This window comes from Brevibacillus composti (genome assembly GCF_016406105.1).
Lineage (GTDB): Bacteria > Bacillota > Bacilli > Brevibacillales > Brevibacillaceae > Brevibacillus > Brevibacillus composti.
Window position 1 is genome coordinate 2,495,738 of sequence record NZ_CP066308.1, and the last position, 20,684, is coordinate 2,516,421.

Genomic DNA, 20,684 nt, shown 5'->3' on the forward strand with positions numbered 1-20,684 from the left:
TTCATCGCCTTCACGGATGATGATTGTCCGCTCCGCAGCGGCAAGCCTCCGCGAGTCGCGCCGCAGGAAAACACGCTTTTTCTCGCCATGCCCCGGTTTTAACATCCACAAAAAATGGGGAAGCCTCTGGTTCCCCAAAACTTATCAACCCTTCTATGTAAAACAAAGCCGGCCATTCTCTCCGATGGCCGGCTCTTCTTTTCCTTTATTCCAGGATCGAGAGAATGCCGCGCACATCATCCAAAATGTAATCGGCTTTCTCCTCTTCAAACTTGCTCCGCGCTTCTTGACCGGATAATCCAGTGAGCGTGGCGGCAAAGCGGCAACCCATCGATCTGGCCGCCAAGAGGTCCGCCAGCGAATCCCCTACGACCAATACCTCATCCCCATTGGAGATAGGCAGCTCCAAACGAAGCACATCGCTGTTCGGCGTATCCAAACCGAGCAGGCCTTTTACATAGGAAAAGGGATGCGGCTTGGACAGCGGCGCGTGGGCAGGCGACTGCTCTTCGGCCTCCAATACATGGCTCGCCGTCACGACGCGGTTAGGGTCGAACCATTCCAAGATCCCCAATGCCTCCAGCGGCACATGCGTCTCGATCGTGGGACGTCCGGTGCCGATCCCGAGCGTATAGCCCTTTTCCTTCAGGGTACGGAACACCTGGATCATCTCAGCCGGGCTGACGATCGGGATCTCATCGTTCAAAAAGCCTTTCTTGCCAGGCTGCAAGGTCTCGCGGCCGATCGAGGCAGAGACGCGCTCATCCCCCAGATACCATTCCTGGAAGGTCTCCTGGCAAATTTTCCACAGGTCGCTGTTGCGGGAGAAGATATTGGTCACGATGCCGCAGCGCTCTTGAGCGATCTGGTTCAGGTAGAGCAGCATCTCCGCCTTTTGCGCATTCCCCCGGGAGAAATCGGCGGTAAACTTGGCGTACTCGATCGTGAAGTCAGGCGCGTGTTCCTTGGCCCATTCCGACAGGCGGGCCAAGGCCGCGCGGTTGATCTGTCCCGTCAGCAGATCGGTAACCTGCTGCCCCAAGACCGATTTTAAATGGCCGCACAGGCGGATGATCTGATACGACACCGCCAGATAGACCATATCCCAGTTGGAGTTGATCCCGCGTGATTTGATGAAGTTCAGCACCTCATCGTCTGCAAAAACCAGTTGGCGAATGCGGCGGATATCCTCTTCCTTTGGCGCAGGTGCAAATGTTTCGGAAGAAAGGCCCAGGTATTGCGGGCTGTGAAGCATCTCCCAGACAGTCAGCGCGGACGCGTCAAAATAACGCTCCTCGCTCAGCATCACTCCATCGACATCAAACAGTATGGTTTTGATCATTTCTCTCGCCCCTCTATGTTTTCTGTTTATGTTTATCAGGCAAGGCAATGGTAAAGGTAGTCCCCTCGCCTAGCTTGCTCTGTACACCAATGGTTCCTCCATGGGCCTCTACGATGTTTTTGGCGATGGCCAGGCCAAGTCCTGTCCCTCCCGCTTTTCCGCGGGTACGGGCCTTATCCGCTTTGTAAAAGCGTTCAAAGACAAACGGCAGATCTTCCTGTGGAATTCCTGTTCCCGTATCGCTCACTTCCAGGAGGAGCGTCTGTTCGCCGCGCGCCCGCAATACAACCGTACCGCCCTCGTTCGTATGGCGAATGGCATTGTCGATCAGATTCGTCAGAACCTGCTCCATCCGGTCTGGATCGATCCAGGCCTTTTCTACCGTCGTATTGAATTCCAGCAGGAAATGAATATCCTGTTCCCTGGCCAGATTCACGAACTTGCGCTGAATCCGCTCCAGATACGGGCGCACCTCGACGGTTTCCAGCGATACCTCCACATGGCCTGCCTCCATCCGGGCAAGGCTGAGCAGCTCATTGACCAGCTTGGTCATGCGCACCGATTCATCGTAGATGATTTGGGCCAGCTCCTTATGCTCCTCGGGAGTGGCGGCAATATCGTCGACGATGGCTTCGCTGTAGCCCTGCAGCATGGACAGCGGCGTGCGCAGCTCGTGGGAAACGTTGGCCACAAAGTCATTCCGCATCTTATCCAGTTTGCGCTCCCTGGTAATCTCGCGAAGGACGGCGACGGCGCCGCGGATCTGTTCCCGGTCAGTTAGCGGGATCATCACCAGCGACCAGATGCGTCCCTGGGCCGGAATCTCGTCTGTGACTTCCATCCCGGTTCGCACCACCTGCTGATAGAACGAAAACAAGGGGATGGGCTCGTCCGGATGTTCGTACGTCCAATCGCGCAGGAAGTGTTCAGCCGGCGGGTTGGTCACAGCTACCTTTCCCTGTTCGTCGATCATGATGACTCCGTCCACCATGCTTCGCAGCACGCTGGAGAGCTGTTCCTTCTCTTTGGAGAGGGCGACGACCAGTTGGTTGAGGTGGCTGGCCATGCTGTTGAAGGAGGCAGCCAATTCCCCGATCTCGTCTGTCGTGCGTATCGGGATTTCCGCATGAAAATCACCCTCTGCGATCCGATGGGCCGTCTCCTTCATCTGCCGCAGTGGATACGTAATCCGCGACGACAGGAAGAAGGCGAAGACGGTCGTGGAAATAAAGCCGACCACCCCGACGACAAAGATCAGCTTGCGTACTTCCTTCACGGTATCGTCGAAATCTTCAATCGCCTGGTACATGACGATCGCACCCTGTTTATCCGGCGACAGCTCGATCGGCACGGCGATTGCCAGCAATTGAATCGTGCCATTTTGATTGTTGGGCTGATGCGTGAAGAAAATCCGTGCCGGAGCGAGGTGCTTCCCGCGAAGCGCCTCGGACAGCTGCAGCTCGGGAGCTTTCAGCAATTGTTCCGTGGGGACGAAGGAGATTCCCGCCCCTTCACTCTGCCCAATCTGCTCACCGTTTTCATCAACCATGATCAGGCCGGTGCGGTGAACGGCACTAAAGCTGGACGCCATGGCCAAAGCCGCTGTTTTGTCCGGATACGCAGACAGCGTCTGCGAGAGACCTTCCGCGACGTTTTGCAAAGTCTTGGTCTGCCGCTGGAAGTAGAAGCTGTCAAATGACTCCACGATCATCAGGCTGAAGAGCGTTAAGACCAAAGCGAAGAGCGCAATGATCGTCATCCATAGTTTTCCTACTACGCTGCGAAGAATGTCCACGTTACTTGGGCACCTCTAGCTTGTACCCGACTCCCCATACCGTGGCGATCATCTGCGCCGCTGCAGGCGATACACGGTTCAGCTTTTCGCGCAGGCGCTTGATATGCGTGTCCACCGTCCGCAGATCGCCAAAGAATTCATAATGCCACACATCCTTCAGCAATTCCTCGCGGGTAAACACCTTGTCGGGCGAGAGCGCCAGATAGTGCAGAAGTTCGTATTCTTTTGGCGTCAGGCTCACTTCCTGGCCGCTGGCAATCACTTTGTGGGCATCGTGATCGATGGTCAGCTCCGGAAAGACCAGAACCGAATGGCTGTTAAAAGTCTCGGTTTTCAGGTAGGCGGTCGCCGAAGCGCGGCGCAGGATCGCCTTTACCCGATAGACGACTTCGCGGGGGCTGAACGGTTTGATCACATAATCATCCACTCCGGCTTCAAATCCGTGCACCCGGTTCGTCTCTTCCCCTTTTGCCGTAAGCATGATAATCGGCGTCGCTTTGCGCTCCCTGATTTTTTGACAGACCTCGATGCCGTCCATTCCAGGCAGCATCAGGTCCAGCAAAATGATGTCATAATCGGCCGTCATGGCCATTTCCAGTGCCTGCTCGCCGTTATCTGCCTCGTCAATCATGAAAGACTCCCGCTCCAGATACATGCGGAGCAGACGGCGGATGCGCTCCTCGTCATCAACTACCAGAATCCTCGCTGTTTTCTCCATAAGATCACCTCGTGGCTCACTTTGTTTTCACTGACTTCACTCGGACGATAGGCCAAACGACAGACTGGCATCCAGCTTTCCCGTCGCCAGGTATGGATGGCATGCTCCCTACCGACGAAAGTGAAACGAAGGCTTCGCCAAATTTCTTTGCGAAGCCATGTTTGCGAAAGCGACATTCTTGTTTCCTACACCCCTGCGTATGAATGCAGACCGGCAATGACCAGGTTGACGACGACCAGGGTGATCAAGATGATGACAAAGCCGATGACGGACATCCAAGCCGATTTGGCCCCGATCCATCCGCGGGAGAGACGAAGATGAAGATAAGCGCTGTAGAAAAGCCAGACGATGAGCGCCCATACTTCTTTCGGATCCCATCCCCAGAAGCGTCCCCACGCCTCTTCCGCCCAGATCATCGCGAAAATCAAGGCGCCCAGGGTAAAGACGGGGTAGCCGATGCTGATCGCGCGGTAGCTGATCTCATCGATCAATTCGGGATCGATATCCCTCAGCCCCGGCTGCATCGCCGCCGCCAGCCGCTTGCGCAGGATCAGCCGCAAGATGCCGTACAACACCAGACCGGAGATGACCGACCAGATCATGGTGTTCAGCTTGCGAGCCGCATCCTTCCCTTCCATCCACGCGGGGGCGGTAAACCAGGGGTTCATCGGGCCAGCCTGGATCAGCGTGGCGTCCTGCGGAGCGACGATCGCCGGCAGTGTATACTCTACCTTCATTTTCTCCATTTGTGCCTGATTATTCAATTGTTCTGTTGGCAATTGGAACACCGTTTTTTGATCCAGTCGGGAAAACGTAGATTCCATCGCGATAAAGCCGACCAGCATCAGAACGACGGCGAGTACAACCTCCAGCCAGCGCGTGCTTTTCGTCACGACATCCTGCGGCACGGTGCGGACCAGATACATCAAGCCTGCCGCAAAACCTACGGCCAGAATTCCTTCCCCGAGCGCTGCCGTGGTCACGTGGATATGCAGCCAATAGCTTTGCAGCGCGGGAATCAGCGGGGTGACTTCCTTGGGGAAGACATACGAGTAACCAAGCATGACGACCCCGAGCGGCAGAACGAATGCGCCGATCACCGTCAATCTGTAAATCCGGTAGATAATCAAGTAAGCCAGGATGATGCAGTAATCCAGGAACGCCATAAATTCAAACATGTTGCTCGTCGGGCTGTGTCCGCCGGCGATCCAGCGGAACACGACGTAGCCCGTCTGGGCCAGAAAGCCGACCAGCGCCAGCCAGTAGGCAATCCGTCCGTACTTTTCTTCATGTTGCTTGGGATCGCGTCCCGCCCAGTTCTTTCCGGTCAAGGCGACGACGAACACGATCGACGCCAGCACGTACAGCACAAAGGCAATATCGAGCATGACATCACTTAACGGAATAAGCTGCACGTCTAAAACCTCCTCAAAGCCGACTTAAGCTTTTGGTTTCTCTGCTAAGGTGATCGGCAGCTTGATCTCCTGGATCATCGCTTCCACTTCACGCCTTAATCCATACCAGTTCTTGTTGGTATGTCCCGCCAACAGCACTCTTGTGCCGTGCAATTGGAGCCAGATGCGGCGGTGCTGCCAGAAGAATCCCATCGCCACGCCGACCATGAAGACAAAGGAACCAAAATAGATCAGGGGAACCGCTTTATCTTTTCTCACCATCAGACCGCTGATATCAATCAGATCCGGCATGTTAAAATCGAGCGTGTAACGGGAATCCTCTCTTTCCGTAATCACGGTTCCGCTGACGTATACCAGTTTTTCCTTGATTTGATCCGCTTCAGACGTGATCTCCAGCACGATCATCGGATTTTTCGGCAGATTGGTCTGCGTGGACGGTTTCCCGTCGCTTCCCATGATGAAGTCCGGGAAGTAATCGATGACACGAACCTTGACGCCTTCGGCAATTTCCTGCTCAGGCGGAACATCGTAGAGGTCCAGCTTGAAAGGGGCGACCTCTTTTCTCCCATTTTGCTTGTCAATCAGGACAAAGTTCATCGCACCCAGCTGCATTTCCTGAAAGCCGGATTGATAGAGTGCAAGACCCTCATGCTCCATCGGATGGTTGACGACGATCGGGCCCCTCTTGATCTCGACCAGATCGGGTGTGGCGCCGGGCAGATCGGCGTTCTTGTTCAGGTACAGGATCGCGTCCGTCTGATAGTTTTTCGGAATGACGCCGCCATTCAAATTCAATTTTTGCGCCATTTCTTCTTCTGACCAGTACTCGGTCTTGTACTCCACATTTTTGACGTAATAGGGAGTATCCGGGATCGCGATGGTCTGCCCCTCCCTTACCCAGACGAATTCATCCAGATAAAAGCCGGGGATGTTGCGCATTAAGACGCCGAGCAGAAAAATGATCAGCCCGATATGGTTGATGTACGGCCCCCAGCGGCTGAAACGGCCTTTCTCCGCCAGGATGGCGTGTCCGCTTTGAAAGATGCGATAGCCTTTCTTTTTGAGTGCGGCCGCCGTGGCAGCCGTCAGCGCCTCCGCATCCTGCCCCTCTGTCAGTTCGGTCTCGCCGTAGACTCTTTGCCCTTTGAGAAAGGAGCTGTGCTGATTGACCCGCGGCTTGCTCAGGGCCCGGTAAAGGGGAACCACCCTGTCCAAGCTGCAGATGACCAGCGATGTCCCGAGAGCGACGAGCAGCGAGACAAACCACCAGGATGAGTACATGTTGTGAAAGCCCAGTGTGTAGAAAATCGTACCCAGCTTGCCGTAGGTGTCGGTGTAGAATCTGGCCACGTCCGCTTCGGTGGGGACGGGAACCGGAATGTACTGCTGCTGGGGAAAGATCGTGCCTACTGCCGAAGCGATCAAGATGACGACAATGATGCCAATGGCGACTTTAACGGATGAAAAGTAATTCCACACTCTGTCGACAATGGTGCGCGTATACGTTTGAGAACGGCGGGCCATTCCCTCGTAGCGCATATCCGGGAAAGAAGCCTCGCCTTTGATCTCCACTTCCAGCGGTCTGCCGCATGATTCACAGAGCAGAGTGCCGACTGGATTGGCATGACCGCATTCACATTTTATCTGGTCCATATTGCTCCTCACTTAGGCAAGATATTTGCCACTTTTTCTGAAATCGAATTTTCGTTAAGCGGCCCGATAAAAATCTCCTTTACCTTCCCGTCCGCATCGATGAAATACGTGCTGGGGATGGGCCCAATTCGATAGAGCTTGGTGATTTGGGACTGTCTGTCCAAGAGAATTGGAAATGTCAGTCCGAATTGCTTGACAAACGGCTCCACCGCTACCGGGGATTCGCCAATATTGATCCCGATGACCACCAGACCTTTATCCTTGTAGGCTTCATACTGCTGCTGCAGATCGGGCATCTCTTTTTTACACGGCTCGCACCAGCTGCCCCAGAAATTGAGCACCACGCCTTTGCCCCGCAAGTCCGACAACGCGATCGGCGGGCCGTTCAACTGCTCCAGACTGAAGTTGGGGGCTTCCTTACCGACTTTTACCGCATGAGGATCCTTCACAAAACTGGAATAGACGGCAAAGACAAGCGCCGCCAGCAAAACACCCAGGATCGCCACCCTGATGTATGTACGGTTGTTTTTGTTCATAGTGCCCTGGCTCCCATCTACATCTTTTGGGAAAACGGATACAATCCCGTCCTTCCTGCTATCCCCTCTATTATAGCCTTGCTTTTTATTTGCGACAGCCCATAAGTTTTGAACAGATTTTGAATCATTTTTTGCGGCCTTTGGTCAATCCGCGCCGCAGCCGCTCGATCTCCGCGGTCGTCAAGGGCCTGTACTGGCCGGGCTCCAGCCCCTCCAATGTCAAAAAGCCCACCTGCGTACGCTCCAGCTTGATTACCGGATGTCCGATCGCTTCGCACATGCGGCGAACCTGGCGATTTCGTCCCTCGTGAATCACCAGCTCCAGCAAAGCGCGGTCATTGGCCGGAGCTGCCTTGAGCAGTCTGGCCTGTCCGGGAGCGGTCATCCCGTCCTCCAGCTTGACTCCGCTGGCGAGTTGGCTGATCTTTTCCCGCGACGGAACGCCTTTTACCCAAGCCCGGTAGACCTTGTCCATCTCATAGGACGGATGGGCCAGCATATGCGCCAATTCTCCGTCATTGGTCAAAAGCAGCAGCCCGGACGTATCGTAATCGAGCCGGCCGACAGGGTATACTCTCTCTTTGATCCCTCGCAGGAGATCGACGACGACAGGTCTGCCCCGCGGATCGGAGACGCTGGTGATGTAGCCCGTCGGCTTGTGCAGCAAGACGTATATTTTTCTCTCCATATGAATCAACTTGCCGTTTACCTTGATTTTGTCCGTGTCTGGATCGACTTTCGTCCCCAGTTCTTTTACCACTTGACCATTTACCTGCACCTTGCCCTGAAGGATCAGTTCCTCGCAATGCCGTCTGGAGGCAACTCCTGCGTTAGCCAGTACCTTCTGCAACCGTTCCATGTCGAATCACCTCTCCAACATCATACCCGTTCTTACCAGTGTGGACAAGAACAGCGGAAAAACTTACACGAGACGGAAGTTTATCTTTTGCCGGATGAAAGCCTCTACTTTCCCCCCAAAAAATAAAAGCCCTCCGAAGTGGGAGCGGCTCTTAGTCTTATCGAGATGTTATTTTTGCCCGGCAAGAATTTGACGGATGAACGACACGGTGTCCTCTTCGGAAAAGGTGTCGCTCATGTGAAACGTAATGAAATAAGGTTCATGAGAGGGCCTTTGCGGTCTGTATAGACGATCACGGCGGCGCGCCGATTGCCGACCGCTTTTCCCTGGGCGACGGGAGAATATTCGATCGCAGCGAACTTGACTTGATAGCCCTCCCATGCGGGAATGACGAACTTCGCTCCCAACTCCTGCTCCAGCGTCCGGTGGATCTCCGGCGGCAAGCCATGAGAATGGGGACGCAGATCAAATCGGCCGATTTCCTCCTCCCCGATGTAGAGAATCAATGCGGCATCAAACCTCTTTTCACGCAGCTCATCCAGTTGCGCTTCGGTCAAGAGGCGCAGGTGTTGATGGTTTTCCAATTTTTCAAGAGTTCCGAGTTCGGAAAAAATCATGTAGCGAGATGTACCGCCCGGCAGTATTTCCGCATCGCCCTGATAACCGCCGTTCATCTTGTCGCGATCGAGCACGTTATCGCCGACAGTCTTCTTCAGGGCTTCCAGGAGCTCTTCGCCCGGTTGAATTTTGAACCTCACCGGGTTCTTTTCGTCGCCGATCTTTCGATTGCTGCTGTTTTTGACTTTGATATCGTAGGCGATGACCGTCGGGGTTACATGTCTGACGACGACGTTGTTCACCACGATCCCCGTCTGTCCGCTGATCGACTTGTCGGTGACGATCTCGGCAGACACCTCCGCCAGCTCTAGGGCGGGGCTATTTGCACCTGCGGCGTTGATGACACCCATGACCGCGATCAGACAGCAGAGAAACAGTCGTTTCATCCCGTCTCCCTCCGCTCTTTCCTTTTCCATATGTTACCACAGAAACTCTCATCGCACTGCCATCAAATCAAGCGCTGCAAAAGAAAAAAGCTGCCTGCATTACGCACAGGCAGCCCGATTCTTCCAATATCTTTTTTACGAAAACACATAGGATACGATCAGCAAAGAAAAAATGACTCCGGCCAGATCGGACCACAGCCCTACGCGGAGCGCGTACGAGGAATTGCGAATTCCCACCGCTCCGAAGTAGACCGTCAACACATACAGCGTCGTATCCGTGCTGCCCTGCATGGTAGCAGCCAGTCTCCCCAAAAAGGAATCCGGCCCGTACTGGGCAATCATATCGGTTGCGACGGCCAGCGATCCCGTGCCGGTAATCGGCCGCAGGAGCGCGAGCGGGACGATTTCCTCCGGGATATGAAACACCGCGAGAAGCGGCGCCAACAGAGAGAGCAGCCAGCCCAGCGCTCCTGACTCGCGAAACATCGTCACGGCCACCATCATCGCAACCAGATGGGGCAATATCCGGATCGTCGTCACAAGTCCGCCTTTTGCTCCTTCGACAAAGGTCTCATAAACGGGTACACGGCGGCTCCAGCCGTAAACCAAGATGAAGGCGATCATCACCGGAATGGCCCATAGGGAGAGCAGGGAAACCCATTGATACATGCGGACGCCCCCTATCTAGTTTTGCGATCATGACGGGCACGGTACAGACGGTCGAGTATCAGTGCGACGAGTGTGGCGCCAAAGGAGGCGAGCAGGGTCGTCCCGACGATGTCCACCGGATTGGCGGAGCCGTACTGCATCCGAATCGCGATCATCGTCGTCGGAATTAAGGTAATGCCGGCCGTATTGATCGCAAGCAGGGTACACATCGCCGGTGTCGCTTTTTGCTTGTCAGGATTCAGCTTTTGCAGCTCCTCCATCGCCTTCAGCCCCATCGGCGTGGCCGCATTGCCCAGCCCGAGGAGGTTGGCGCTCATGTTAGAGAGAATGTAGCCCAACGCCGGATGGCCTTTGGGGACGTCGGGAAACAGCCGTCCGATGATCGGCGAAAGCAAGCGGGCCAGTCCTTCCATGAGCCCGGCCTTTTCCGCGATCTTCATCATACCCATCCAAAAGGCAAGCACACTGAGCAAGCCAAAGCATACGGTCACCCCTGTCTTGGCTCCTTCAAAAGCTGCCTGATTTACCGCTTCGATCCGTCCTGTGAAGGCGGCGACCACGATGCTGATCACGATCAGCGCGAGCCAGATGACATTAAGCACTCCACATCCCCCCTGCCATGATCTCCCAAATCCGCTGCCAGAAGGAACGAGGCTCTCCTTTGCTTGCCATCGTGGGCGTATCGTCTTGAACGGTGATCGGCACCTTTCCGATCACCCGCTCTCCCAAGGTGATGCGCAAGAATCCGACATGGCTTCCCGCCAGCTCCTGCGTGATTCGCTTCTCCTGCAGGATCACTTCTTTCCTGATCTGTCCGTCCTCCCCTTTGCGGAGCGGATAGACCCAATCGTTCATCGCCGCCAGTTTGAGTACATCGCCTCTGGGCGACTGCACGGTTTCGATCGCCTCCCCCTTTTTCACGAGGGTGACCGGGGAAAATTGTTGAAAGCCCCAGTCCATCAGCGCCATCGAATCATTCCAGTCGTCCGGCGCATTCAGCGTAATCGTGGCCAGCTGCCGTCCGTCCCGGGTCGCGGAAGAAGCCAGACATCTCTTGGCCAGCTTGGTGTACCCGGTTTTTACGCCGTCCGCGCCTTGATACAGGTGGAGCAGCTTGTTTTTGTTTTGCAGTCTTCGATCGTACGCTTCTCCCTCCCAGGAGATGTTTTTTACTTTGGTGGAAACAATCTGCCGGAACAGCGGATTTTTTAAGGCATACGCAGACAACTTGGCCATGTCTTCTGCGGTAGAATAGTGCATATTGCTGTCATCCAGCCCATGCGGATTGGTGAAGTGGGTATGGGCCATCCCCAGCATCGCCGCTTTTTCGTTCATCAGGTAGACAAAGCCGGGAACCGATCCCCCCACATGATGGGCGACGGCCACCGCTGCATCATTTCCGGAGCGGAGCATCAGTCCGTAGAGCAGTTCTTCCAGCGTCAGCTTTTCCCCCTCTTTCAAATAAATCGAGGATCCCTCTACGCCGACAGCTTCCTTCGGGACGCGGACGACCTCCTCCATCCGGCCGTTTTCGATGGCCACGATGGCGGTCATCGTCTTGGTCAAACTGGCGATTCGCATTTTCTTTGAACCATTTTTGGAATACAGGATACGTCCGCTGGCTACGTCGATCAGCGCTGCAGCTTCCGCAGAGATTCCGGGGGCTGCGGCTGCGGCAGAGACGGTTCCCGCTGGTGGAATCAGCAGCGGAAAAAAAAGAAAAACGACGAGCACGACGGACAGAACTTTCCGTACGTTCATAACGTCCTCCCCATTTTGCGTTACCGGCAGTTTGTACCAGTATATGGGGACGAGACATTCGTTAGTACCGAATCTGTCCGGTCCGCGCTAGTCGTTTTCAGGTGGCTCTGTGCTGCCAAAGAGAGCCGCCGCTTCTGCCCGTGCTTCCTCAATGTTGAGATTGACGGGAGGCTCCGGCAAGTCGCTCAGTTCTCGCAAGCCGAAATGCTCCAAAAATTCTTTTGTGGTCGCATACAGGATCGGCCGCCCCACGCCCTCCGCTCTGCCCGCCTCTCGAATCAACAATTTGGAGAGCAGCGTGTTCAACGCCTTTTCGCACTTGACCCCGCGTATCTCCTCAATCTCCGAGCGCGTGATGGGCTGACGGTAGGCGATAATCGCTAGCGTCTCCAAGGCGGCCTGGGACAGCGTCGATTGGCTGGGCGAGGTCGCGAGCCGCTCAAAATAAGGGACGTGCTCCGGGAGCGTGGTCAGCTGATAGGCTTTTGCCACCTCTACGATCTGCACTCCCCTGCCGGCACGGCGAAAATCCGCTTTCATATCCTCGATCAAATCGACGACCTCGTCTTCGGGGATCTCCAGAATCTCACTGATTTGCTTGGCGTCGATGCCCTCATCGCCGGAGATAAACAGCAAGCCTTCGATGACGCCTTTCAGCTTGTCGTAATCCATCAACCAAGGGCCCCTTTCTCTGAACTTTCACAGATCATGATGTCATGAAACAGCTTGTTTTGCACACAGGTAACCTGCTTGGACTTCATCAGTTCCAAGAGTGCCAGGAAGGTCGTGACGATCTCCGTCCGCGTCGGGTTTTCCGAAAACAGTTGAAAGAATCGGACCATTCCCCCGCCGGCTTTCACCAGCTGGCGAATCTCCCCCATGCGCTCCTTGATCGAGATTTCATCTCTCGATACCTTTGCCACCGGATCTGTCTGCGAGACCCGTTTGACCAGCTTTTCCAGCGCATGGAGCAGGTCGTACAAGGAGACGTCTTTCACGGTATTTTCTTCCTCGCGCACATAAGGAGCGAGATTTTCCGCCGGGCGCGTGAATACCTGGTTGCGTCCGATTTCCATCTCCCGCAAGGTTTCCGCCAGCATCTTGTAGCGCTTGTACTCCAGCAGTCGCTGAATCAGCTCTTCCCGCGGATCCACTTCTTCGACGTCCATATCCAAATGCGTTTGAAAGACCTGCTCTTCTTTTCGCGGCAACAGCAGCTTGCTCTTGATCGACAAGAGCGTCGCCGCCATTACGACGAATTCGCTGGCGACGTCGAGCTGCAGCTCTTGCATCGTGTCGATGGTGGCCAGGTACTGCTCGGTGATCTCCGCGATGGGGATGTCGTATATATCCACTTCCGCCTTGTCGATCAGATGCAGGAGGAGGTCAAGCGGCCCTTCAAAGGAATCCAGTTTGATGCTGTACGACACGACTTCTCCCTCGTTTCTTGACTAGAACAGCGCTAATATTGAAAAAGCAATCTCTTCCACGCTCGTGATGGCTAATTCCAGCGGAACTCCCAGGATGAGCCCCCTGATTGCAGGCAAGAAGATTAACAGCAGCAACAGCCATGGGCCGTAAATCTCCCATTTGTAAAAGAAGCTGTCCCACCGGCGCGGCGATAAAAACCGGACGATTTTGGACCCGTCGAGCGGGTGGATCGGCAGCAGGTTAAACACGAACAGCGCACAGTTGATGACCACACAGTTGGCGAGCGTCAAACGGATGGCAAGGCTCATTTTGTCGCTCATGTCCAGCAGAACACCGGATTTCATCACCACGACGTAAATGACCATGAAAACGACGGCCAAAATAAAGTTCACGAGCGGTCCCGCCGCTGCTACGTAGACGATCCCCAACCGCTTGTTGCCGCGAAAGTTGACTGGATTGAACGGTACGGGCTTGGCCCAGCCAAACGGACCGAACAAGATCAGTATCAATCCGAAGGGATCGATGTGCGGAACAGGGTTTAGCGTAAGCCGCCCCATTTGTCTCGCGGTGTCGTCCCCGAGTTTCCAGGCGACAAAGGCATGTGCCCATTCATGCAAGGTAAAGGCGATCACAAATGCGATCAGGCGAAAGGGCACGGTCTCCCATTCAAAGTGAAACAAATTCCCAAAGTCCATTCCGTTCTCCTCCGTAAAAAGGCTATCTTCTAGCATACCAGCAGAGCGCCGGGCTTACAAGCCTGTCTGACCGCGGAGGAGAGGGAATCAAGCCCCGTGTGGGATCAGGGCTTTGAGCTCCCTGCGCCTAGAACTTGTGAAGCGGGGAAAATCGGTGTACCCGTGTCGGTTCCGGTTTGGACCAATCGCATGTTTCCATAAAGAAAAACCCGCAAAACGGATTCGCGGGTTTTCGTTACAATCGGCGCGTTCTTATTCGGAGATTTTTACTTCTTTCATTTTGTCGCCTTGTTTGATTTTGTCCACATGCTCCATGCCCTCGACGACTTGTCCAAAAACGGTATGCACGCCGTCCAGATGTGGGAACGCATCGTAGCAGATGAAGAATTGGCTGCCGCCTGTATCTTTTCCGGCATGGGCCATGGAAAGAGCGCCGCGAACGTGCTTATGCGGGTTGCCCGCGGTTTCGCATTTAATGGTGTAGCCAGGACCGCCGGTTCCCGTGCCGTATGGGCAGCCGCCTTGCGCGACGAAGCCAGGGATCACGCGGTGGAACGTCAAACCGTTGTAATAGCCTTCTTTGATCAGTTTTTCAAAGTTGCCTACCGTGCCCGGCGCTTCGTTTTCAAACAGCTCCAGCTTGACGGTACCGCCATTTTCCAGTTCAATCGTAGCGTATTTGCTCATTATGTAGGGACCCCTTTCGAACAAGTGATTATGTACGCCTTCGATTATACGCGAAACGGACGAAAAAGGAAAACAGTTGATCCGCATGCAAAGCGCAGAGAAGCTACATGCCGGGGGCCATTCCTTCCGCCAGCTCCGTCTGCTCCTCGATCCTGTCCGATACGAAGACGGTCCCCGGCATATTTTTGGCCACCCCCTTGAGGCATGCCGCCTGCTGCGCAAGGTCTTCCACGCCGGAAAAACGGCCGTTGACCAGCATGACGCCAGCCATGGACATCGATAACGCTGCCCCGTCTGAGATGTTCCGTTTTTGATAAATATCGATGAAATAAGATGAAAACACATGAATGATGAACGTCGTCATCGCATTTGCGCACTCCGGGGTGGTGATGACGATAAAATCATCGCCGCCGATGTGGCCGAGAAAGTCAGACGGGTTGCCGTAGCGCTGTACAGCTTCATGCAACAGCTTTGCCGTACGGACGATGATCTGGTCCCCTACTTCGAAGCCGTACTGGTCATTGAACCACTTGAACCTGTCGAGATCGCAATAGATGACGACCTGCTGCTCACGCCTTTTGATGCGGGCGTGCAGCTCCCGTTCGATCTGGATATTGCCGGGAAGGCCGGTGAGCGGATTGGCCAGCGTCGCCATCTCCAACTTAATCGAGGCCATCTTGTCCAGCAGACTCTGTACGGTGATAATGCCGAGATACTCCCCCTCATCCCCCGTAATAATCACGACATCGTAGAGATGGTAGGAGTCTCGGGCCATGGCTCGCTTCGCTACTTCATCGATTAGATCGTCCTTCTTGGCCGTCAGCGGATTGGTGTTCATGATCTGCCAGACCGGACGCTCGTAATAGAGTGCGATCCCGTACTGTCCGCCCAGCACCTGATAGAGCTGAAAGCGCATGACAAGTCCGATCGGTTTGCCAGCCTCCAGCACAATCACGCTTTCGATTCGTTTGTTCTGTTCGAAAATCTGGTGAACCTCCCGAACCTTTGCCTGCTTTTCCACACAGATCGTCTTGGTCAGGACATCGGTGATGCCGGGAGCAAACAGAAAGGGGTCTCTGTTTGTCTTCATGATCTTCTCCTGGATGCCGCGGAGGAAATTCATCGCCTTGCCGGGGATTTGGGTCAGGCCCTTTGCCGGCCGGCCCAAATAATAGCCCTGGCCAAAGGAGACGCCCAGCTCCATCAAGGTTTCGAGTTCTCTCTCCGTCTCGATTCCTTCGGCAATGATCTTGCATTTCACTTTCTCGGCAAATTGGACAAACGTCTCCAACAAGGCCTGTTTGATCGGATCTACGTCGATGTTGCGAATCAGCGACATGTCCAGCTTGATAAAGTCAGGATAGATCTCCGTAATCGATTCCAAACTGGAATACCCTGCCCCGGCATCATCGACCGCGACCAGATACCCCTTTTTCCGGTATTCTTCGATGATCTTGCGAAAAACTGTGTAGTTCGTAATCGCGTGTCGCTCGGTAATTTCCAGCACCACATTATGGGGATTAAGCCCGGTTTGCTCCAGAACTTTCAGCAATTCGCCGCGCAAGAGATACGGATCGTCGATCGCGCGGGGATCGAGGTTAATAAACAGCTTCTGTTCCGGCCTGAGATAGCGCAAATACTCCAGGGCCCGCTTCCGGCAGATATGCTCCAGACGAAAGACGGTATCCGTCTCTTCCGCGTACTCGAATAGCATGGATGGCGAGAAAAACGGCGTGTTTTCCGGTCCCCGGGCGAGCGCCTCCCAGCCGAGCGGATTGCCATCCCGCAAATCGACGATCGGCATAAAATGCATGTGAATCTCTTCTTGCTGCAAAAGACGATGATATTGTGTCACATAGGTATATTTTTCAGAAGTGATGCCGTATTTGGCCATATGCACGGCATGCTTGACAGACGTATACATTTCCTTGACCACGTCCTGACCGGGAAAAATCGAATAGCCGATATGGACGTGCAAATCCTCTCGGTTGACAAAGCTGACTTGGCGATTTAACTGCATTTCCGTCTGTTCCTGAAAACTGATGGAAAGCAAACGGCATTCTTCCTCGTATGTGCCGCGAGGAAATGATACATAAATTGCAAAATCATCGCCCCACATTCTCTGAATCGCCAGAACCCGCCCTTTTATCTCCAGAACATCTCGACAGACACCAGGCAGAATCCTCTCAAAGATGTGGAGCACTCTTTTCGCTATCATATCTCCGTAACGATTTTCGATCTCGGTCATCCGCACGATGTCCGCATAAAACAGGACGACCGTCGCGCCTCCGCGAACCTCCTGCCCAATCAGTGACGTGACGGTACTGCGGCCGTCCAGCGAAAAGATAGAGAAACGTCGTCGGAGCCCCTTTGCCCAATTCGACCACATGATGGATCTAGCCTCCTCACTTCCCCATTATGACAAGAGACTCTTAAGCTCTTGTAAAGAGATGGTGAACAAATGATAAAGGTCAGAACGATCAGAACCCGTGGAACCGAAGGCATGGGTCGCATCGGAAAAGGCAGGCCTCCCCGCAAAGGAGAAGGCCTGCCTCATCAGAATAGCGATTCTGTTTTTCAATTACCGCATCACTTTGGAGCCCTTGGGCAGCAGGTCATGGCTGACCATGTCCGCAAAGGATTCCCGTTTGACGACCAGCTCCGCTGTGCCTTCATGCACAAAGACGACGGCCGGACGAGGGATGCGGTTGTAATTGTTGGACATGGCGTATCCGTACGCGCCGGTGCTGCTGACGGCCAAGATGTCGCCAGGCTTCGCTTCCGGCAGGGCAATGTCGTGGATGAGCATATCTCCCGACTCGCAGCATTTGCCCGCGACCGAGACGGTTTCCGTATCCTTGTCGTTCATGCGGTTGGCGATCGCCGCCTCGTATCTCGCTTGATAGAGGGCCGGCCGCAAATTGTCCGTCATCCCGCCATTGACCGCGATGTACTTGCGAATTTGCGGGATCTCTTTTTGCGAACCAATATGGTAAAGGGTGGTGCCGGCATCGCCCACGATGCTGCGGCCCGGCTCGATCCACAGCTCCGGCAGCGGCAGCTCGCGCGTCTGGAATTCCTCGCGCACGGCCTTTGTGATCGCTTGGACGTAATGCTCCGGCGGCATGGGAGTATCACCCTCCACATAGCGGATACCGAAGCCGCCCCCTACATTCAGCACCTTGGATACAAAGCCGACTTCTTTCCTGGCCTCGTCCAACAGCTCGGCCAAACGACCGATCGCGATCAGGAAGCCCTCTGCTTCAAAAATTTGTGAGCCGATATGACTGTGCACACCCAGCAGCTCCAGCCATTCGCTCGTCTCTGCCTGGCGAATGGCCTGCAAAGCCTGCCCGCTGATGACGTCAAAGCCAAACTTGGAGTCCTGCTGTCCGGTGGAAATATACTCATGCGTATGTGCCTCCACCCCGGGTGTTACCCGCAGCAGCACCGCGATCTTTTCCTGTCTTTCCCGGCCCAGCTCGGCGAGGAGCGACAGCTCATAGAAATTGTCTACGACAAAACAGCCGATTTTTGCATCCAGTGCCATCAAGATTTCTTCCAGCGATTTATTGTTGCCGTGGAAGTGGATCCGCTCAACGGGGAAGCCTGCTTGCAGGGCTGTGTACAATTCCCCCCCGGAGACCACATCGAGGGAAAGCCCCTCTTCTTCGACCAGCTTGCACATCGCCATCGTACAAAATGCCTTGCTCGCATAAGCAACCTGAAACGAAAAGCCCGATGCCCGAAATGCGTCGACAAAAGCGCGGCACTTGCTGCGGATCAACGCTTCATCATAGACGTACAGAGGCGTTCCAAATTCCGCCGCCAGTTTCGTAACATCACAGCCACCAATCTCCAAATGTCCCTGTTCGTTGACGCGACTCGTTCCGTGTAAATACATCCCCATATCCTCTCCAATCGGCTGCTGAGTAAATGAATGTTCTCTCTATCCTACTATAGGAAAGGCAACTGCAGGAAAACAGTTGCCACGTCTACCAAAAAAAATCTCAAGAATCAATTTACTACAATAAAGCGCATTTGACAATGGGTGCAGTCTCCGTTGTCAGAATATTTTATTGCTTTGACGAATTGGTGGAGCGGACAATGCTCGGCCGATTGTTCTTCATCGGAACCGCCATCCGAATCAAAATATCCTTGAATCCCTTGAAGTTAAACGGAATAAACGGCCAGAGATAGGGGGTATCGAGAGAGCGAGTGGCCGCCAAGCCGACCAGGACGACGAGCAAGCCGATCATCAATCCCGTCGTGGAGAAGAAGCCGACCATCAGGATGAGAAAAAGTCGCACCAGCCGATTGGCGAGACTGAGCTCGTAGCTTGGAGTGGCGTACATCCCGACGGCAGCCACGGCCAGGTACAGGATGACTTCCGGCGCAAACAGGCCCACATTGATCGCCACCTCCCCCACCAAGATCGCCGCCAAAAGGCCCATGGCAATTGACAAGGGCGAAGGCGTATGAATCGCAGCCATCCGCATCAAATCCAGACCGACTTCCGCCATCAAAAACTGGGCCAAGAGCGGAATGCTGCCCGTTTTCTTGATCCCGATAAAATCGAGCGCCTCCGGGATCATCCATTTGTTCATCGCCAGAAGCAGCCATACCGGCAAGAGGAAGACGGATGCGAAGATCCCGAAGAAACGGACCCAGCGCAGGTAGGCACCGACGACAGGAGTCTGCCGGTATTCTTCCGCATGCTGTACGTGGTGAAAGTAGGTAGCCGGTGTAATCATGACGCTGGGAGAGGTATCCACGTAGATCAGCACATGACCCTCCAAGAGATGGACGGCCGCCACGTCAGGACGCTCCGTATAGCGGACGAGCGGAAAGGGGTTGAAGGTCTTGCCGATAATAAACTCTTCGACCGTCTTTTCGGCCATCGGGATGCCGTCGATATCGATTCTTTGCAGGCGATCCCGCAGCTTTTCGATCAGCTCTTTATTTGCCACATCCTTTATGTAGGCGATGGCGACGTCGGTCTTTGTCCTTTTGCCGACTTGGATAATTTCAAATCGCAAGCGCTCGTCACGGATCCGTCTCCGGGTAAGAACCGTGTTGATGACCAGGGTTTCTGTAAAGCCGTCATGAGCTCCGCGAACGATCCTCTCCGTGTCCGGCTCCTCCGGCGTGCGGGTCGGCAGGATTTTGGCATCCATGAGAATGGCGCTTTTGGCACCTTCGATGATCAGCCCCACCTGACCGACGAGCAGCTTGTCGATAAACTCGTTGGCGGTCTCGATCTTGGTCATTTGATAATAAGGAATATATTTGTGATACAAGTGCTCGAATACATCTGCGGGCATATCTCTCTCCCGCAGGTCGTTCAGATCACGCCGAACCTGGGTCACGATATTGTCATTCGCAAATCCGTTGATGTAATACAGGAGAAGCCGCGTCCGTCCCACCGAAAATTCGTGAAGCCCGATGTCAAAATTGACCCCAATCCCGAGCATGTCGTTCAGGTACGTTTTGTTTTCATCCAGGTTTTCGACGATCAGTCTTTTTTCCTCCGCTTGCTTTACGGCCATCGAACCCGCTCCTTTCCAGTATCCATTTCACTGCAGCCAAGGTGATGGGGCAACCTTTCCGCAGGCTGTCCCTTCCCTGCATTTTGCCGATATCGCCGATCCCGATCACATGTGGGACCTGAAGCCGATTCAGAATATCCACCGTGTCGCCATAGATGCGATTTTCCAGATCCGTCTCCGCAAAACCGTCTTTGTCCACGGCTTCTTCGACAATGCGGCCCTGGTTGTCCACGGAAACCTTGACGGTGGCCCCGTTTACCCATTTCGTATTTGACGCGACTGCAATGGCGCCCAGCACTTCGATATCGGGATGTTTCACCACATATTCCATCGCCTGCTCCCCGCGGCCATGACCGCGGTCGCCGTTGTCGTCAAACATCAGCAGGACGGGATCCTCCGGCGTCATCTTGATCAGCTCCACCATCTGAGGGCCGGAGAGCGGCGTCGGGTTGCCTGCCGATAACGAAATGGAGCGCCCTCCGATTTGTCTGGCGACGGTTTCAACGACCCTCTGCGCGACATGATCCCCGTCCGTGATCAAAATCACCTTTCGCCGCTGATCAGGCATGC

General features: G+C 54.5%; 19 protein-coding genes. All 19 read right to left on the reverse strand.

Features of this window, described 5'->3' with window-relative positions; genetic code table 11:
* Positions 1 to 205: 205 nt before the first annotated feature.
* Positions 206 to 1,342, reverse strand: coding sequence for an HAD family hydrolase (locus tag JD108_RS12750; RefSeq protein WP_198826448.1), 1,137 nt, complete (start codon positions 1,340 to 1,342; stop codon positions 206 to 208).
* 13 nt (positions 1,343 to 1,355) lie between these two features.
* Complete coding sequence (locus tag JD108_RS12755) at positions 1,356 to 3,101, reverse strand: ATP-binding protein (RefSeq protein WP_407649323.1); 1,746 nt, start codon at positions 3,099 to 3,101, stop codon at positions 1,356 to 1,358.
* Between the two features lie 37 nt (positions 3,102 to 3,138).
* The gene (locus JD108_RS12760; protein ID WP_198826450.1) at positions 3,139 to 3,855 is read right to left on the reverse strand and encodes a response regulator transcription factor; all 717 of its coding nucleotides are present in this window, start codon (positions 3,853 to 3,855) and stop codon (positions 3,139 to 3,141) included.
* Positions 3,856 to 4,040: 185 nt separating this feature from the next.
* Positions 4,041 to 5,270, reverse strand: coding sequence for a cytochrome c biogenesis protein CcsA (gene ccsA / locus JD108_RS12765; RefSeq protein WP_323958371.1), 1,230 nt, complete (start codon positions 5,268 to 5,270; stop codon positions 4,041 to 4,043).
* Positions 5,271 to 5,294: 24 nt separating this feature from the next.
* Positions 5,295 to 6,923 (reverse strand): cytochrome c biogenesis protein ResB, encoded by a 1,629-nt coding sequence (resB, locus tag JD108_RS12770; RefSeq protein WP_198826451.1) that lies wholly within the window; start codon positions 6,921 to 6,923, stop codon positions 5,295 to 5,297.
* Positions 6,924 to 6,931: 8 nt separating this feature from the next.
* The gene (resA, locus tag JD108_RS12775; protein ID WP_198826452.1) at positions 6,932 to 7,459 is read right to left on the reverse strand and encodes a thiol-disulfide oxidoreductase ResA; all 528 of its coding nucleotides are present in this window, start codon (positions 7,457 to 7,459) and stop codon (positions 6,932 to 6,934) included.
* Between the two features lie 124 nt (positions 7,460 to 7,583).
* Positions 7,584 to 8,318, reverse strand: coding sequence for a pseudouridine synthase (locus tag JD108_RS12780; protein ID WP_198826453.1), 735 nt, complete (start codon positions 8,316 to 8,318; stop codon positions 7,584 to 7,586).
* A 233-nt stretch (positions 8,319 to 8,551) separates the two neighbouring features.
* Complete coding sequence (locus JD108_RS12785; RefSeq protein ID WP_198826454.1) at positions 8,552 to 9,322, reverse strand: hypothetical protein; 771 nt, start codon at positions 9,320 to 9,322, stop codon at positions 8,552 to 8,554.
* Positions 9,323 to 9,457: 135 nt separating this feature from the next.
* Positions 9,458 to 9,991, reverse strand: a complete 534-nt coding sequence (locus JD108_RS12790) for a spore maturation protein (RefSeq protein WP_198826455.1) — start codon at positions 9,989 to 9,991, stop codon at positions 9,458 to 9,460.
* Between the two features lie 11 nt (positions 9,992 to 10,002).
* Complete coding sequence (locus JD108_RS12795; protein ID WP_198826456.1) at positions 10,003 to 10,593, reverse strand: nucleoside recognition domain-containing protein; 591 nt, start codon at positions 10,591 to 10,593, stop codon at positions 10,003 to 10,005.
* Positions 10,586 to 11,752 (reverse strand): D-alanyl-D-alanine carboxypeptidase family protein, encoded by a 1,167-nt coding sequence (locus JD108_RS12800; protein WP_198826457.1) that lies wholly within the window; start codon positions 11,750 to 11,752, stop codon positions 10,586 to 10,588. Before JD108_RS12800 ends, JD108_RS12795 begins: the two co-directional genes overlap by 8 nt.
* A gap of 87 nt (positions 11,753 to 11,839) precedes the next feature.
* Positions 11,840 to 12,424: an SMC-Scp complex subunit ScpB gene (gene scpB, locus JD108_RS12805; protein ID WP_198826458.1), complete on the reverse strand. Its 585-nt coding sequence runs from the start codon at positions 12,422 to 12,424 to the stop codon at positions 11,840 to 11,842.
* Positions 12,424 to 13,182: a segregation/condensation protein A gene (locus tag JD108_RS12810; protein WP_198826459.1), complete on the reverse strand. Its 759-nt coding sequence runs from the start codon at positions 13,180 to 13,182 to the stop codon at positions 12,424 to 12,426. Before JD108_RS12810 ends, scpB begins: the two co-directional genes overlap by 1 nt.
* A 21-nt stretch (positions 13,183 to 13,203) precedes the next feature.
* Positions 13,204 to 13,878 carry a site-2 protease family protein gene (locus JD108_RS12815; protein WP_198826460.1) on the reverse strand — a complete coding sequence of 225 codons (675 nt, stop codon included), beginning with the start codon at positions 13,876 to 13,878 and terminating at the stop codon, positions 13,204 to 13,206.
* A gap of 252 nt (positions 13,879 to 14,130) precedes the next feature.
* Positions 14,131 to 14,565, reverse strand: a complete 435-nt coding sequence (locus tag JD108_RS12820) for a peptidylprolyl isomerase (protein ID WP_198826461.1) — start codon at positions 14,563 to 14,565, stop codon at positions 14,131 to 14,133.
* A 103-nt stretch (positions 14,566 to 14,668) separates the two neighbouring features.
* On the reverse strand, positions 14,669 to 16,954 hold the full coding sequence (locus tag JD108_RS12825) for a GGDEF domain-containing protein (protein ID WP_198826462.1): 2,286 nt from the start codon (positions 16,952 to 16,954) through the stop codon (positions 14,669 to 14,671).
* Positions 16,955 to 17,146: 192 nt separating this feature from the next.
* Positions 17,147 to 18,469, reverse strand: coding sequence for a diaminopimelate decarboxylase (gene lysA, locus JD108_RS12830; RefSeq protein ID WP_198826463.1), 1,323 nt, complete (start codon positions 18,467 to 18,469; stop codon positions 17,147 to 17,149).
* A 172-nt stretch (positions 18,470 to 18,641) separates the two neighbouring features.
* A complete protein-coding gene (locus JD108_RS12835) occupies positions 18,642 to 20,114 on the reverse strand; it encodes a spore germination protein (RefSeq protein WP_198826464.1) in 1,473 nt (490 codons plus the stop codon).
* Positions 20,062 to 20,682 (reverse strand): stage V sporulation protein SpoVABEA, encoded by a 621-nt coding sequence (locus JD108_RS12840; protein ID WP_198826465.1) that lies wholly within the window; start codon positions 20,680 to 20,682, stop codon positions 20,062 to 20,064. Before JD108_RS12840 ends, JD108_RS12835 begins: the two co-directional genes overlap by 53 nt.
* Positions 20,683 to 20,684: the final 2 nt, after the last annotated feature.